At 66.0% G+C, this 13,605-nt stretch carries 17 protein-coding genes and 1 other RNA gene; 12 read left to right on the forward strand and 6 right to left on the reverse strand.

The features are described 5' to 3' along the window. Position 1: 1 nt before the first annotated feature. Both glyA and rpiB read right to left on the reverse strand, forming a co-directional pair. Positions 2-1,321 carry a serine hydroxymethyltransferase gene (gene glyA, locus K3M67_RS04225; RefSeq protein WP_285832361.1) on the reverse strand — a complete coding sequence of 440 codons (1,320 nt, stop codon included), beginning with the start codon at positions 1,319-1,321 and terminating at the stop codon, positions 2-4. 11 nt (positions 1,322-1,332) lie between these two features. Then, on the reverse strand, positions 1,333-1,770 hold the full coding sequence (rpiB, locus tag K3M67_RS04230; protein ID WP_285832362.1) for a ribose 5-phosphate isomerase B: 438 nt from the start codon (positions 1,768-1,770) through the stop codon (positions 1,333-1,335). Between the two features lie 105 nt (positions 1,771-1,875). Here rpiB and K3M67_RS04235 point away from each other — a divergent pair, with 105 nt between their 5' ends. Next, the gene (locus K3M67_RS04235) at positions 1,876-2,067 is read left to right on the forward strand and encodes a hypothetical protein (RefSeq protein WP_066856272.1); all 192 of its coding nucleotides are present in this window, start codon (positions 1,876-1,878) and stop codon (positions 2,065-2,067) included. Here K3M67_RS04235 and K3M67_RS04240 read toward each other — a convergent pair. From K3M67_RS04240 to K3M67_RS04250, 3 genes are all read right to left on the reverse strand, one after another. Continuing rightward, entirely contained in the window at positions 2,021-3,154 is a 1,134-nt protein-coding gene (locus tag K3M67_RS04240; RefSeq protein ID WP_285832363.1) for an HPP family protein, read from the reverse strand. The genes K3M67_RS04235 and K3M67_RS04240 overlap by 47 nt on opposite strands. Positions 3,155-3,221: 67 nt before the next feature. Beyond that, positions 3,222-3,965, reverse strand: a complete 744-nt coding sequence (locus K3M67_RS04245; RefSeq protein ID WP_066855921.1) for a LytR/AlgR family response regulator transcription factor — start codon at positions 3,963-3,965, stop codon at positions 3,222-3,224. A 6-nt stretch (positions 3,966-3,971) separates the two neighbouring features. Continuing rightward, positions 3,972-5,084, reverse strand: coding sequence for a sensor histidine kinase (locus K3M67_RS04250; RefSeq protein ID WP_285832364.1), 1,113 nt, complete (start codon positions 5,082-5,084; stop codon positions 3,972-3,974). A gap of 155 nt (positions 5,085-5,239) precedes the next feature. Here K3M67_RS04250 and K3M67_RS04255 point away from each other — a divergent pair, with 155 nt between their 5' ends. The 4 genes from K3M67_RS04255 (at position 5,240) to K3M67_RS04270 (ending at position 6,925) form a co-directional block, all read left to right on the forward strand. Then, entirely contained in the window at positions 5,240-5,449 is a 210-nt protein-coding gene (locus tag K3M67_RS04255; protein ID WP_198162807.1) for a hypothetical protein, read from the forward strand. 81 nt (positions 5,450-5,530) lie between these two features. Continuing rightward, a complete protein-coding gene (locus tag K3M67_RS04260) occupies positions 5,531-5,785 on the forward strand; it encodes a hypothetical protein (protein ID WP_066855912.1) in 255 nt (84 codons plus the stop codon). Next, on the forward strand, positions 5,754-6,218 hold the full coding sequence (locus K3M67_RS04265; protein ID WP_353051165.1) for a SpoIIAA family protein: 465 nt from the start codon (positions 5,754-5,756) through the stop codon (positions 6,216-6,218). The genes K3M67_RS04260 and K3M67_RS04265 overlap by 32 nt, the downstream gene beginning before the upstream one ends. 158 nt (positions 6,219-6,376) lie before the next feature. Next, positions 6,377-6,925, forward strand: a complete 549-nt coding sequence (locus tag K3M67_RS04270; RefSeq protein ID WP_066856269.1) for a hypothetical protein — start codon at positions 6,377-6,379, stop codon at positions 6,923-6,925. A gap of 152 nt (positions 6,926-7,077) precedes the next feature. Here K3M67_RS04270 and K3M67_RS04275 read toward each other — a convergent pair whose 3' ends face one another. After that, positions 7,078-7,734 carry an alpha/beta hydrolase gene (locus K3M67_RS04275; RefSeq protein WP_021319762.1) on the reverse strand — a complete coding sequence of 219 codons (657 nt, stop codon included), beginning with the start codon at positions 7,732-7,734 and terminating at the stop codon, positions 7,078-7,080. Between the two features lie 166 nt (positions 7,735-7,900). Between K3M67_RS04275 and K3M67_RS04280 the strand changes: the two genes are divergently transcribed. The 7 genes from K3M67_RS04280 (at position 7,901) to K3M67_RS04310 (ending at position 13,535) form a co-directional block, all read left to right on the forward strand. Continuing rightward, positions 7,901-8,962 (forward strand): cysteine desulfurase family protein, encoded by a 1,062-nt coding sequence (locus K3M67_RS04280; RefSeq protein WP_066856266.1) that lies wholly within the window; start codon positions 7,901-7,903, stop codon positions 8,960-8,962. Beyond that, positions 8,959-10,047: a cysteine desulfurase family protein gene (locus K3M67_RS04285; RefSeq protein WP_066855907.1), complete on the forward strand. Its 1,089-nt coding sequence runs from the start codon at positions 8,959-8,961 to the stop codon at positions 10,045-10,047. Before K3M67_RS04280 ends, K3M67_RS04285 begins: the two co-directional genes overlap by 4 nt. Positions 10,048-10,065: 18 nt before the next feature. Further along, positions 10,066-10,401, forward strand: coding sequence for a 2Fe-2S iron-sulfur cluster-binding protein (locus K3M67_RS04290; RefSeq protein WP_066855905.1), 336 nt, complete (start codon positions 10,066-10,068; stop codon positions 10,399-10,401). 8 nt (positions 10,402-10,409) lie between these two features. Continuing rightward, on the forward strand, positions 10,410-11,375 hold the full coding sequence (gene blaSGM, locus K3M67_RS04295; protein ID WP_285832365.1) for an SGM family class A beta-lactamase: 966 nt from the start codon (positions 10,410-10,412) through the stop codon (positions 11,373-11,375). 77 nt (positions 11,376-11,452) lie between these two features. Beyond that, positions 11,453-11,550: signal recognition particle sRNA small type (gene ffs, locus K3M67_RS04300), an RNA gene on the forward strand. A 51-nt stretch (positions 11,551-11,601) separates the two neighbouring features. Next, on the forward strand, positions 11,602-13,215 hold the full coding sequence (locus K3M67_RS04305) for a DNA polymerase III subunit gamma/tau (RefSeq protein WP_285832366.1): 1,614 nt from the start codon (positions 11,602-11,604) through the stop codon (positions 13,213-13,215). After that, positions 13,212-13,535 (forward strand): YbaB/EbfC family nucleoid-associated protein, encoded by a 324-nt coding sequence (locus K3M67_RS04310; protein ID WP_066855896.1) that lies wholly within the window; start codon positions 13,212-13,214, stop codon positions 13,533-13,535. The genes K3M67_RS04305 and K3M67_RS04310 overlap by 4 nt, the downstream gene beginning before the upstream one ends. Positions 13,536-13,605: the final 70 nt, after the last annotated feature.

Genomic DNA, 13,605 nt, shown 5'->3' on the forward strand with positions numbered 1-13,605 from the left:
CTTACCCTTCGTAGATGGGGAAGCGGGCGCAAAGCGCAGTGACGCGTTCGCGGACATTGGCTTCCACGGCGGCATCGCCATGTTCGCCCTTATCGCGCAAACCTTCCAGCACGTCGGCGATCATGTCGCCGATCGCCTCGAACTCCGCCACGCCGAAGCCGCGGGTGGTGCCGGCGGGCGATCCGACGCGGATGCCGCTGGTCTTGGTCGGGGGCAGCGGGTCGCCCGGCACGCCATTCTTGTTGCAGGTGATGAAGCTACGCTCCAGCGCCTCGTCGGCATCCTTGCCCGAAATGCCGTAGGGGCGCAGGTCGATCAGCGCCAGATGGGTGTCGGTGCCGCCCGAGATCACGGCCAGGCCGCGCTGCTCCAGCTTGCTGGCAAGCGCCTTGGCATTGTTGACGATCGCCTGTGCGTAGGTCTTGAACTCGGGCTGGAGCGCCTCGCCGAAGGCCACCGCCTTGGCGGCGATGACGTGCATCAGCGGGCCGCCCTGAAGGCCGGGGAAGATGGCCGAGTTGATCTTCTTCGCGATCGCCTCGTCATCCGTCATGATCATGCCGCCGCGCGGGCCGCGCAGGGTCTTGTGCGTGGTGGTGGTGACGACATGGGCGTGGCCGAAGGGCGAGGGGTGGGCACCGCCCGCCACCAGGCCCGCGAAATGCGCCATGTCGACCATCAACAGCGCGCCGACCTTGTCCGCGATCGCGCGGAAGCGGGCGAAGTCGATCTGGCGCGGGTAGGCGCTGCCGCCCGCAATGATGAGCTTGGGGCTACATTCGATCGCCTGCGCCTCGACCGCGTCATAGTCGATCAGGTGGGTGTCTTCGCGCACGCCATATTGCACGGCGTTGAACCATTTGCCGGACATGCTGGGCTTCGACCCATGGGTCAGGTGGCCGCCGGCATCCAGCGACAGGCCCATGATCGTCTCGCCGGGCTTGACCAGCGCCAGCATCACGCCGCCATTGGCCTGTGCGCCCGAGTGCGGCTGGACGTTGACGAAGTTGCAGCCGAACAGCTGCTTGGCGCGGTCGATGGCGAGCTGTTCGACGACGTCGGACGGAGCGCAGCCCTGATAATAGCGCTTGCCCGGATAGCCCTCGGCATATTTGTTGGTGAAGACGCTACCCTGCGCTTCCAGCACCGCCTTGGACACGATGTTTTCCGACGCGATCAGTTCGATCTGGTTCTGCTCGCGCTTCAGTTCCTGCTGGACGCCGCCGAACACGGCGGGATCCGCATCGGCCAGGCCGCGCGTGAAATAGCCTTCCGAACGGATGTCCGACAAAGCAGGCTGGGTCAGGGTGTCGGTGCTCATCTCAAGTCCTTTCAGAGCGCGGGCTGGGATAGTTTCTCGACACGGCCGGCATGGCGACCGCCGCCGAACTCGGTGTTGATAAAGGCGGAGACGCACGCCTTGGCCATGTCCTCACCTGTCAGACGAGCGCCGAGCGCCAAGACATTGGCGTCGTTATGCTCGCGCGACAGCGCAGCCGACAGCGGTTCGCTTACCAGTGCACAGCGGCACGCCGGATTGCGGTTGACCGCGATCGAGATGCCGATGCCCGACCCGCAGAGCGCGATGCCGCGCTCGGCCGCGCCCGATGCGACGGCCGCCGCGAGCTTGTAACCAAAATCGGGGTAATCGACTCGGTCGGCGTTGGCCGGTCCCAGGTCGTCGACTTCATGCCCTTCCTCGCGCAGCCATTGGGCGAGTTCCGCCTTCAGGTCGACGGCGGCATGATCGGATGCGATGGCGATTTTCATGTGAGAAGCGTCCCTTCACCGGCAAGGGTGATTCGTTTCTGCGCGCCTCATAGGGGCAAGGAACGCCAATTGCCACAGTCCAGCTTGGTCCCTATGGCATCCTGCATGGCTGGCACGATCTTATCCATCCTCATGCTCGCGGGCGCGCTGCTGACCGGCGGCGGCATTTACACGCTCCTGAAGAGGCGCGACCGGAAGCGCGGGGTGCTGATGATCCTTGCGGGGCTGGTGATGTTCGCCAATGTCGCCATTACCGCGATACCGGGGCCGGATCTGCCGGTGCTGGAACAGCGATAGGCCTCAGTGCCAGCGACGCGAGCAAGTCCGTCTGGGTGATAAGGCCCTGCAACCGATGGTCGGCATCGACCACGATGGCCGCGCGGCGGGTGCCGCTGCTCAGCGGGCCGATCAGGCGGGCTACCGGCGTGTCGGCATGGACCAGCAAGGGGCGGCGGGCGATGTCGCCGGCTTGCGCGCCCTCCTGGCCCAGATCGAGAGCGCCGATGATGCCCTGGACGCGCCCGGCATCGTCCAGCACGGGCAGCGAGAGAAGGCCGCGCTCCTGCATAAGGATGCGGACCTGTCCGATCGGCTCCTGCGCGGCGACATGGATCACGTCGCGCGACATGATTTCGGCGCAGGGCACCGTGCCGTGCAGCCGCTCGGCGGCGCGCAATTCGGCGTCGGCGAAAAGCTGGCGCAGGTCGGCCTCATCCACGTCCAGCGTGTCGCCGTAGTCCTGCATCGCATCGGCGAGATCCTGTCCCGACGGCCCAGCGCGCAGCATCGGTGCCGGGTCACTCGTGCCATGGGGCGCGGGCGTCCTGGGCGCGACATGGGGATAATTATGACCGGCCAGCCGGTGGAAGAGGATGGCGACGGTCAGCAGCAATAGTGTGTTCACGCCGACGGGCACCAGCGCGAACATATAGCTGCCCGCTGCGCCCTTCGCACCCAAGACGGCCGACAGGGCCACCGCGCCGCCGGGCGGGTGGAGGCAGCGCAGCAGCGACATGATTGCGATCGCCGCGCCAACCGCCAGCGCGGCGGCCAGCGTGGGGTCGGCGATGGCCTTGGCCACGGCGATGCCGACCAGGGCGGAAATGACATTGCCGCCAAGCACTGGCCACGGCTGGGCGAGGGGGCTGGCGGGCACGGCGAACAGCAACACGGCGGACGCGCCCATCGGCGCGACCAGCAGCGGGTGGGCAAGGCCATTGCCCAGCATCAGCCCGCAAAGCAGGCCGGTGATGGCGATGCCGCCGATCGCGCCGCTCGCGGCCTTCAGCCGATCGAGAAGGCCTGGGCCGGGCGGAGCAGGGACGAAGGCGCTGTAATAGCGGCTCCAGATCAGGCGGACGTCTTTTTCGGGGGCGTCGGACATGGGTGCTGCGCTAACTGCGCGAACCCGCCCGGCCAAGCGCGAAAATCCTCGTCCCGTTCAAGCCGACCTATCGCCCGGTCATCGCCCGCGCATTGGCCAGGAAAGTGCGACCGATGCGGATTTCGCCGCCGTCGGCCAGCGCGGCGAACCACACACCGCTGCCATCGTGGCGCAACCGGGCGATATGATCGCGGCGGACGATGTGCGAGCGATGCAGCCGGACGAACTGCTGCGGATCGAGCCGCTCCTCCAGCGAACTGATCGTCTGGTGCAGCAGATAGCTGTGCTGGCCGACATGCAGGCGCATATAGTCGCGCTCCGCCTCGATCCGGTCGATCTGGTCGGTGGCGATGCGGATCAGTTCCGAACGGTGCGGCACCCAGAATTCCTCGGCCCATTCGGGCTGCGGTTCGCTGGAGACGGCGGCGGTGTCGGGCAACTGGTTGCGCAACGCGACCTCCACCCGGTCGATCGCGCGGGTCAGCCGGTCGTGCGCGACGGGCTTGAGCATATAGTCGACCGCTGCCAGGTCGAATGCTTCGACCGCGAAGCCTTCGAAGGCGGTGACGAAGATCACAGCCGGGCGGATACCGAGCCGCCCCACGGCGCGCGCTACGCCGATGCCGTCGAGCAGCGGCATGGCGATGTCGAGCATGACCAGATCGGGCTTCAGTCCCTCGATCAGGCGCAACGCCGCCTCGCCATCGGTGGCGGTGCCGACCAGCGCGATGCGTGGTTCGCGGGCGCAGAGCATCTGGAGGCGCTCGATCGCGAGCGGCTCGTCATCGACGATCATGGTGCGGATGGACATGGGCGGTCAGCAACCCCGGCGGATGATGGGTAGGGTAAGGAGGACGGAAAAGCCGCCCGCCTCGCGCGGACCATAAACGATGCGGCCCCGATCGCCAAAGCGCGCAGTGAGCCGGTCCCGCACATTGGCGAGGCCGATGCCGCTGCCGCGATCCGCCGCGCTTGGCGGGTTGGGTCCGTTGTCGGTGACGTTGATGTGCATCAGGTCGCCGTCCTCGCGCGCGGTGATGCGGATCTCCACCGGACTGGACGTGCGGGAGACGCCATATTTGATCGCATTTTCCACCACCGGCTGAAGGATAAGGCCGGGGACGCAGGCGCTCAGCAAGGATGGCGGGATGTCGATGACGGTGGTGAGCCGTTCGGGAAAGCGCACCGCCTCGATATCCAGATAGAGTTTCTGGAGATGCACTTCCTCTTCCAGCGGGACATCGTCCAGCGGATCGCCGGTCAGGCTGGTGCGGTAGAAGTTGGATAGCGACATGATCATCTGCTCGGCCTCGTCCGGGCGGTTGCGCATGACGAGCGTCGACAGCGAATTGAGCGTGTTGAACAGGAAATGCGGGTTCACCTGATAGCGCAGCGATCGTAGCTCGGCCTGCTGCGCCGCCTGCTCCAGCCGGGCGGCGCGACGCTCGGTGCTCCGCGCTTGGGCGGCGTAGGACAGCGCGAGATAGAGGCCGGCCCAGGCCGAAAGAAAGAAGAAGCGGCTGATCGCATCCTCGACGATGCTGATAAGCGCGTAATTTTCCTCCGCCGCCTTTTTCTGCATGTCCGCGTCGGAAAAGAGGGTGACGGGATCATAGACATTGAACATGAAATAGTTGGCGCTCGCCATGGCGAGCGCGAAGGGGACGGCGAGCGAGAAGGCGGCGATCACCCGCACGCCGAGCGGTCGCTGGTCGAAGCGGCGCAGGACCAGGTAGAGAATCCAGGTGACGATGATGCCGATGATCGCCACGACCATGCGCCGCGCCGCCAGTTCCATCTGGGCGTCGAACCCGATGACGACGGCGCGCAGGCTGACGATGAGCGTGTAGAACAGCCAGAAACCCAGGATGGAATAGAGCGCGATCGCGGGGGAGACGCCGCGTTCACCATCTTCGGAAGTCACTATCATGATTCCTGTCTAACCGCCTGCGCGGCGCTTGTCGCCCCGTCTGCCGGTAGCTGGTCGAACCGCTCCGCATGTTGGTCGAACGGCCAGGGCGGAACCGGCCTGACGTCCGTCCGTTGATCGGGTGCGCCATTTCCATGGCGTGGCAGGAGAGACCGATGAACGACAAGACCGACATCCGCCCGCACAGCCGTGAGGAAGCCGGCGACGAACGGGAGACCGACCGGCAGGACCATGCCGTCAGCCGGGAGGAGAAGCTGGAAGAAGGTCTCAAGGATTCGATGGACGCATCCGACCCGCCATCGACGACCAAGCCGGGCGATCATGGCGATCCGGTGCCCTCGTCGGGCTACACGCCACGGGATTGATGGCTCCAGCGTGCAAATCATGCTAATTTGCCAAGGCGGAAGAGCGAAATGGCCGCCGCACGAGAGAGGAGCGACACATCCATGCCCACATCCTGCACCCCCGCCGTCGAACGCATCGCTCGCGTGCTTGCCGGGCGCCAGTTAAGCCTGAACGGCGAGGGCAGCGATCCCCATGCGGCCGGGGCCGTCGATGCGGCCTGGCGCAACCATGTGGACGACGCGTATGCCATCCTTCACACCTTGCGCGAACCTGATGCCCAGATGGCGCAGGCCGGTGATGTCGCCGTATGGCGCAGCATGATCGGTGCTGTGCTCGACCGGCGAACCGGGGCGTAAGGGTTTCTCTAACCATTTCAGGGCATCGGGATGCGGACCGGAGGTCCTCCCCATGCCTAATGCCTATTACAGCATCCACTTCGATCACGACTTCGGCCTGATGGATGTCGCCTGGCATCGCTATTTTTCGGCAAAGGATGTCGGTCCCTATGCCGAGGCCTGCAAGGCTCGATTCGGGGCCGAAGGTTTCCAGCCCGGCTATTTGCTGCGCATGGACATGAGCGACAGCGCGGTCCAGCCGCAAGACGCACTGGCCATGTTCCGCACGCATTTTGATGGATTTCCGCGCGCTCGCCGGATCGCCGTTGTCACGTCGAGCGCTATCGCCCGGTTGCAGGTCCGGCGCGAGATGACGCAGTCCTATCTCCGGATTTTCGACAGCACTGACGCCGCGTTGGCATGGCTGACGGAAGACAGGTGCGTCCCGGCCTGATTTCTGTCATCATCCTGTCGCACAAAGGATGATTTTCATGTTGCGCTGCACAAAGAAATCTGGTCCGTTGTGAACGACGGTGGAACAGGCGCTTAAGCCTTCAGTAACCATGATGAGCGCATGTTCTGTCGCACGACTTGAAGTCGGAGGGCAAGGATATGGGCACGAGTGCAAGACCGGCGGATGGGGCTGTCACCCTGGCGGAGTTGCGTGAATTCGCAAGCTTCCCGTCCGCTACCCAACGCTATATCCGCAGATCGCTGGACATCGGGCTGCATCGCCGCGACGCGATGAAGCTGTGGTCGCGCGACATGGTGGAGGAGGCCTCGATTCGGGCGCAGGCGCGGATTTACGGCCGGCTCGACGAGATCAAGGCGCGGGTGCCCGACGACAGCGGCCTGGAGCAGGTGGAGCCGTTCATGGCGCCGCTCGTGACCATTTCCGCCTTCGACCTGGGGCAGGACCGTCTTGGCAGTTTCTCCGCCTATCGCTTCCTCTATGAACGCTTGCTGGGCGCCGGTGCGCGGCCTTGGTTGCCGGGCGCCTTCTGCGCGGCGGCGAGCCTGCCGCATCTCCATCCCGACAAGCGTCGCGCGCTGCTCCAATCGATCAGCGAGGCAGCGGCGACGGCGGTCGGCTGGTCCAACCGCGAGCCGACCTTCTATCCTGAATGGGTCGAGAAGGTCGACATGAGCAAGGCGAACTGAACCGCAAGCCCATTCTCCGCGGGGGAGGATGGCCGGCAAAAAGGGGCGCGATGGCATCAGGCCGATCGCGCCCCTTTGCATGGGTGGGGCGGGCATGAAAAACGGGGCTGCCCGGTCGGGCGGCCCCTTCATGACCCGCTCGAACTCACATTTCAGCGGATGGGCGAGTCGGGCGACAGGCGCATGTCGAGATAATTGTCGACCGACTTCATCAGTTGATCGAGTTCATGCTCGAAGAAATGGTTTGCGCCCCGGATTTCGTCATGATGGATGGTGATGCCCTTCTGGGTGCGCAGCTTGTCGACCAGCTTCTGGACCGCGCTTGCCGTCACCACCTCGTCCGCCGTGCCCTGCACGATGATGCCCGACGAGGGGCAGGGGGCGAGGAAGGAGAAGTCATACATGTTGGCAGGCGGCGCGACCGAGATGAAGCCCCGGATTTCCGGGCGACGCATCAGCAACTGCATTCCGATCCATGCGCCAAAGGAGAAGCCGGCGATCCAGGTGGTCTGCGCTTCGGGATGGAAGCTCTGCACCCAATCGAGCGCGGCGGCGGCATCGCTGAGTTCGCCGATGCCATTGTCGAACGTGCCCTGGCTGCGACCTACGCCCCGGAAGTTGAAGCGCAGCACGGCAAAGCCCCGCTTCACGAAGGTCTTGTAGAGCGCCTGGGTGATGCGGTCGTTCATCGTGCCGCCGCCCTGCGGATGCGGGTGCAGGATCATGGCGACCGGCGCACGCGGGCGGGGCGGGGGGCTGAAACGGCCTTCGAGGCGGCCTTCGGGTCCGGGGAAAATGACGTCGGGCATGGCACCTGTTATGGTTCTGGGCCGCCCACTCCAGACGAGGAGGCAAGCGGCTAATGGGTCCGGATCGCGCGCGTCATGCGATGCCTGGGGCAAGGCGCTGGCGCCGCGCGGCAATCCGCCTATATAGAAGCCGCCGCCATTTCCGCAATCAATGAGTAATGCCCGCTTGGCCGCCGACCGTCTTTATCTGGATCATGCCGCGACCACCCCGATGCTGCCCGCTGCGCGCGCGGCGATGGCGACGGCGATGGAGGATTGGGCCAACCCGTCCAGCCCCCATGCCGACGGCCGCGCCGCGCGCGCGGCGCTGGAGGAGGCGCGCGCCCGGATCGCCGTGGCGCTGGGCTGGAGCGGGCATGTGATCTTCACGTCCGGCGCGACCGAGGCGATCGCCATCGCGCTGACGCGGGTGAGGGCGGCGCGGGTCGTCACGTCGCCGGTCGAGCATGACGCCGTACTGCGCGTGACGAAGGGCGCCGATCGGCTGCCGGTAACGTCTGATGGGTGTGTCTGCCTGACTTCCGATCGGGTATTGCGATCGGACGAACGAATCCTTCTCGCCGTCCAGCACGTCAATAACGAAACCGGCGTGATCCAGCCGCTCGACCGGATCGAGCGCGATGGGGCGATCCTGTTTGCCGATTGCGCCCAGAGCGCGGGCAAGCTGTCGCTGCCGGATGCCGACATGATCGCTGTCAGCGCCCACAAGTTCGGCGGCCCGCCCGGCATCGGCGCGCTGCTGATCCGCGACCTTGCCCTGATCGAGCCGAGCGGCGGTCAGGAGCAGGGCTATCGTCCGGGTACCGAAAATCTCCCCGCGATCCTTGCCATGGCCGCGGCGCTGGACTCGCGCGGCGACTGGCTGGCCAAGGCGGCGGAACTGCGCGCCCGGTTGGACGCGGGGATCGAGGCGGCGGGCGGCGTGATCGTCGCGCGGGACGCGCCGCGTATCCCCGCCATCGCCAGCTACCGGATGCCGGGCTTGTCCGCCCGCGCGCAACTGATCCAGTTCGATCTCAGGGGCATTTCGGTGTCGGCGGGCAGCGCCTGTTCGTCCGGATCGCTCAAGACCAGCCATGTGCTGGGCGCAATGGGCTGGGACGAGGCGGCGGCGTCCGAAGTGGTGCGCGTGAGCTTCGGCCCGCAAACGTCCGACAGCGACATGGACAGTTTCCTCGCCGTCTGGACAGCCATGGCGGAAAGAGCGGCTGGACAGTTAAAGATATGATATATCTTGATTATCAGGCTACGACGCCGCTCGCGCCGGAGGCGTTTGACGCGATGGTGCCGCTGCTGCGCGACCAGTTCGCCAATCCGCACAGCGCTCATCGCCCGGGTCGCGCCGCCGCCGCGCAGGTGGAGGTCGCGCGCGAGGAGATCGGCAAGCTGCTGCCCTCGGGGGGGCGAACCCTCTTCACCTCCGGCGCGACCGAGGCGCTCAACATCGCGATCCAGGGCGCGCCGGCGGGCGCCATCGTTACGATCGCGACCGAACATGCCGCCGTGCTCGACACGGCGGACGCCATGCGCCGGGCCGGCCGTGACGTGACCGTCCTGCCGGTCGGCCCGGACGGCATCGTCGATCCGGACGCTGCACGGGAAGCAATCGTTCCAGGTGTCGCACTCGTTGTCGCGATGCTGGTCAACAACGAGATCGGCGTGATCCAGCCGGTCGAGATGCTGGCGACCATGGCGCATGAGGCTGGCGCGTTGTTCCTGTGCGATGCGGTGCAGGGCTATGGCCGGGTTCCGATCCCGCAGGGCTGCGACATGGTCGCGATCAGTGCACACAAGATTCACGGCCCCAAAGGCGTAGGTGCGCTCTGGCTGCGCGACGGGGTGAAGCCCGCGCCGCTCATTCATGGTGGCGGGCAGGAAGGGGGGCTGCGGTCCGGCACGCTCTCCCCGGCGCTCTGCGCGGGCTTCGGGGTCGCCGCGCGGCTGATGCGAGAGCGGGCGGACATGGATCGCGTGCATGTCGAAAAGCTGGCGGCTGCGGCCCGCAGTCTGTTCGATGATTGGACGCTGAACGGTAGCATGGCGCAGCGCTACGCCGGCAATCTCAACCTGCGGCGCGAGGGCATTGATGGCGCGCGGCTGTTGTCCCATTGCCGCAATGTTGCTTTTTCGTTGGGAAGTGCTTGCGCAAGCGGGTCCGGGCGGCCTAGCCATGTGCTGCGCGCGCTGGGGCTGACGGATGGCCAGGCGCGCGGATCGGTTCGGATCGGCTTCGGCCGCTACACGACGCCGGCGGAACTGGAGAGGGCTGCAACAGTGTTGAATGAAGCGGCAGCCGCACAAGCGGCGCCGTGACAAGGGAGCGTCGCACCAATGACCAGGGTCACCTTTATCAGCGCTGACGGCGAGCGGCGGCAGGAGGTCGACGCGCCTGCCGGATCGCTGCTGCTGGACATTGCGCAGGCCGCCGGCCAGCCGCTGGAAGGAAGCTGCGAGGGACAGATGGCCTGCTCGACCTGCCATGTCATCGTCGATGCCGAGGATTTCGTCCGTCTGCCCCGCGCCAGCGAGGATGAGGAGGATATGCTCGACCTGGCCGCCGCCGCGACGCGCACCAGTCGCTTGTCCTGCCAGATAGTGCTGGACGCCGGAATGGAGCGACTGACCGTCCGCATCCCGAACGAATCCAATAATATGCAGGGCATGTGATCCGATCCATGAAGAGGCTGACCCTTCTGGCCGCCCTGGCGCTGATCGCCGTTCCCGGTCAGGCTGCCGACCGGAAGAAGGCGCCCGCCAGAGAGCCGGTTCCGACTGGGCGGCTCGATTCACTGATGCCGGTCGCGCCGCGTTATCTGGTGCCGCAATCGGCGCTGACATCCCTTCGCAATCCCGCCGAGATCGAGAAGGAAACCGGCGGACGGCTGGGGGTCGCGCTGGTCGACAGGAGCGGGGCGCTGCTGCTTGGCTTCAACCGCGACGAGCGTTTCGCCCTCTGTTCGACCTTCAAGGGGCCGCTGGCCGCTGCCGTGCTTCTGGGCGCGGAAGCCGGCAAGTTCGGGCTGGAGGGGGAGATATCCTTCGGCAAGGACGATATTCTCGATTACGCCCCGGTCGTGAAGAAGAACCGCAAGCGCGGCCGCATGAGCATGGGCGAACTGGCGCAGGCGGCGGTGGAGGTGAGCGACAACAGCGCGGCCAATCTGTTGCTGCCGATGCTGGGCGGCCCGCCGGGCCTCACCGCCTTCATGCGCGCCCATGGCGACCGCGTGACCCGGCTCGACCGCAACGAGCCCGCTCTCAACGAGAATGCCGAGGGGGACGAGCGCGACACGACGTCTCCCGCAGCGATGGCGGGGCTGATGGGGCGGCTTTTCTTCCGGGACATGAAGCCGGAGAGCGTCGACAGGCTGCGCGCCTGGTTCAACGCGAGTAGCACCGGCGACCATCGCATCAAGGCGGGCCTGCCCGAAGGGTGGATGTCGGGTAGCAAGACCGGCACATGTGGCACCGCCTATAATGACGTGGCGCTGGTCAAGTCTGCGGCGGGCGACGAATATATCCTGGCCATCTATCTGGACCGGCCCACGGTCGATGCGGGCAAGGCGGAGGCGGCCATCGCCGAAACCGCGCGCGCGGCGCTCGATTTCGTCAGCAAGGCACAGAAGAGCGGGCTGGAGTAAGCGGGCCGATCTCTCCCTGCCATGGTGGCGAGAAGGTGAACCCCTTGCCAAGCCCGCCTCACTTCGCCATATGCCGGCGCGGGAGTCGGGCGGGCGTGACCGTTGCGAACCTGGTCAGGTCCTGACGGAAGCAGCCACAGTGATTTCGTCACGGGTCGTTCCGGCTCCCACCCTCCAGTCATCATCCATCTTCGACAATGGCCGTCCGAGCGGCTAGGACAGAGGCATGTCCGATTCCCCGCAGCCCTATCGCGTCCTCGCGCGCAAATATCGACCGCGCAGCTTTCATGAGCTGATCGGCCAGGACGCGATGGTCCAGACGCTGGGCAATGCGATCAAGCGCGGGCGGCTGGCCCATGCCTTTCTGATGACGGGCGTGCGCGGGGTGGGCAAGACTTCCACCGCGCGACTGATTGCCAAGGCGCTCAATTGCATAGGGCCGGACGGGCAGGGCGGTCCGACCATCGACCCCTGCGGCCTGTGCGAACCCTGCCTGGCGATCGCCGAAGGCCGCCATATCGACGTGGTGGAGATGGACGCCGCCAGCCATACCGGCGTTGACGACGTGCGCGAGATCATCGAGGCGGTGCGCTATGCCGCCGTGTCGGCGCGCTACAAGATCTACATCATCGACGAAGTCCACATGCTCTCCAAAAACGCCTTCAACGCGTTGCTGAAGACGCTGGAGGAGCCGCCCGCCCATGTAAAATTCCTGTTCGCCACGACCGAGGTTAACAAGGTGCCGGTGACGGTGTTGTCGCGCTGCCAGCGCTTCGACCTGCGCAGAATCCCGGCCGAACTGCTGGCCGGCCATTTCGCCCATGTGGTGGAAGCGGAGAATGTGGCGGCCGAGCCCGATGCGCTGGCGCTGATCGCGCAGGCAGCGGAAGGTTCCGCCCGCGACGGCCTGTCCATATTGGACCAGGCGATTGCGCACGCCGAGATGGGGGAAGGGGCGCCGCTCGTCACCGCCGCCCAGGTGCGCGACATGCTGGGCCTGTCCGATCGCGGGTCCGTGCGCCGCCTCCTCGGCCTGCTGCTGGAAGATGATACGGGCGCTCTGCTGGGCGCTGTCCGCGACCAATATGCGCTGGGCGTCGAGCCGCTGGCCCAGATGCGCGGTCTGCTGGAGTTGGTTCATGCCGTGACCCTGGTGAAGGCCGGGCGCGACATTGGCAGCCCCGGCCAGTCGGCCGAAGAACGTGAAGCCTTGTCGGATTGGGCGTCGCAGCTCGGTTTCGCGCCGCTGCATCGGCTCTGGCAATTGCTGCTCAAGGGGCATGACGAGGTAGCGAGCGCGATCCTGCCGATCGAAAGCTGCGAAATGGCGCTGCTGCGCGTCATGCACGCGGCGACCATGCCCGATCCGAGCGAGATTGCGCGGATGCTGCGCGAGGGCGGCCCGGTGGCGGCTCCGGCCGCAGCCAATGGTGCATCCGCTGCGTCTTCGTCCGCGCCCGCGGCGCGCCTGCCAGCCACCTTTGTCGACCTGATCGAAGCCTTCTGGCAGCGGGGCAAGGGGCAACTGGCACAGGAACTTCATGATTGCGTGGGCGTCGTGCGCTATGCGCCGCCCCAGTTCGACTATCGCCCGACGTCGCAACTGCCCGCCGATTTCATGGCGCGCCTGCTGCCGGCGTTGCGCGAAGTCACCGGTACCCCTTGGCAGGTGGCGCAGAATGACGGGGCGGCCGAGCCGACCTTGCTGGAACAGGAGCAGCGCAAGGCGGCGGACGCCCGCGCCGAGATATTGGAAACCCCGGTGGTCAAGGCGGCGATGGCCGCCTTCCCCGATGCCGAGCTGGATGACAGGCTCGAACAATGGAGTGCTGAAGCATGAAGGACTTGAACGAAATCCTGGGCATGGCGAGCCGTGTTCAGGAAGAATTGCAACGGGCGCAGGACAATCTCGACAAGCTGGAGGTCGAGGGTGCGGCCGGCGGTGGCCTGGTCAAGGTGCGCGCTTCGGCCAAGGGCCGGATCATGGGCGTAACGATCGACGAGAGCCTGCTCGCACCTTCGGAAAAGCAGATGCTGGAGGATCTGGTCGCCGCCGCGTTCAACGACGCCCGGAAGAAGGCTGATGAGGTGTCCAGCGCTGAAATGGGCAAGATGACCGCGGGCCTCCCGCTGCCTCCCGGCTTCAAGCTGCCTTTTTGATCGGAAATGGCGGCTGTACGATCACTCGCGGTTCATTGTTGCTATGATATGACCAGTGCTGATTGATTGA

This window comes from Sphingobium sp. V4, assembly GCF_029590555.1.
Taxonomy (GTDB): Bacteria; Pseudomonadota; Alphaproteobacteria; order Sphingomonadales; family Sphingomonadaceae; genus Sphingobium.

Excerpts from the sequence above, each read along its gene's own strand:
- glyA (WP_285832361.1), bottom strand. The coding sequence starts at position 1,321 with ATGAGCACCGACACCCTGACCCAGCCTGCTTTGTCGGACATCCGTTCG.
- rpiB (WP_285832362.1), bottom strand. The coding sequence starts at position 1,770 with ATGAAAATCGCCATCGCATCCGATCATGCCGCCGTCGACCTGAAGGCG.
- K3M67_RS04235 (WP_066856272.1), top strand. The coding sequence starts at position 1,876 with ATGGCTGGCACGATCTTATCCATCCTCATGCTCGCGGGCGCGCTGCTG.
- K3M67_RS04240 (WP_285832363.1), bottom strand. The coding sequence starts at position 3,154 with ATGTCCGACGCCCCCGAAAAAGACGTCCGCCTGATCTGGAGCCGCTAT.
- K3M67_RS04245 (WP_066855921.1), bottom strand. The coding sequence starts at position 3,965 with ATGTCCATCCGCACCATGATCGTCGATGACGAGCCGCTCGCGATCGAG.
- K3M67_RS04250 (WP_285832364.1), bottom strand. The coding sequence starts at position 5,084 with ATGATAGTGACTTCCGAAGATGGTGAACGCGGCGTCTCCCCCGCGATC.
- K3M67_RS04255 (WP_198162807.1), top strand. The coding sequence starts at position 5,240 with ATGAACGACAAGACCGACATCCGCCCGCACAGCCGTGAGGAAGCCGGC.
- K3M67_RS04260 (WP_066855912.1), top strand. The coding sequence starts at position 5,531 with ATGCCCACATCCTGCACCCCCGCCGTCGAACGCATCGCTCGCGTGCTT.
- K3M67_RS04270 (WP_066856269.1), top strand. The coding sequence starts at position 6,377 with ATGGGCACGAGTGCAAGACCGGCGGATGGGGCTGTCACCCTGGCGGAG.
- K3M67_RS04275 (WP_021319762.1), bottom strand. The coding sequence starts at position 7,734 with ATGCCCGACGTCATTTTCCCCGGACCCGAAGGCCGCCTCGAAGGCCGT.
- K3M67_RS04285 (WP_066855907.1), top strand. The coding sequence starts at position 8,959 with ATGATATATCTTGATTATCAGGCTACGACGCCGCTCGCGCCGGAGGCG.
- K3M67_RS04290 (WP_066855905.1), top strand. The coding sequence starts at position 10,066 with ATGACCAGGGTCACCTTTATCAGCGCTGACGGCGAGCGGCGGCAGGAG.
- blaSGM (WP_285832365.1), top strand. The coding sequence starts at position 10,410 with ATGAAGAGGCTGACCCTTCTGGCCGCCCTGGCGCTGATCGCCGTTCCC.
- K3M67_RS04305 (WP_285832366.1), top strand. The coding sequence starts at position 11,602 with ATGTCCGATTCCCCGCAGCCCTATCGCGTCCTCGCGCGCAAATATCGA.
- K3M67_RS04310 (WP_066855896.1), top strand. The coding sequence starts at position 13,212 with ATGAAGGACTTGAACGAAATCCTGGGCATGGCGAGCCGTGTTCAGGAA.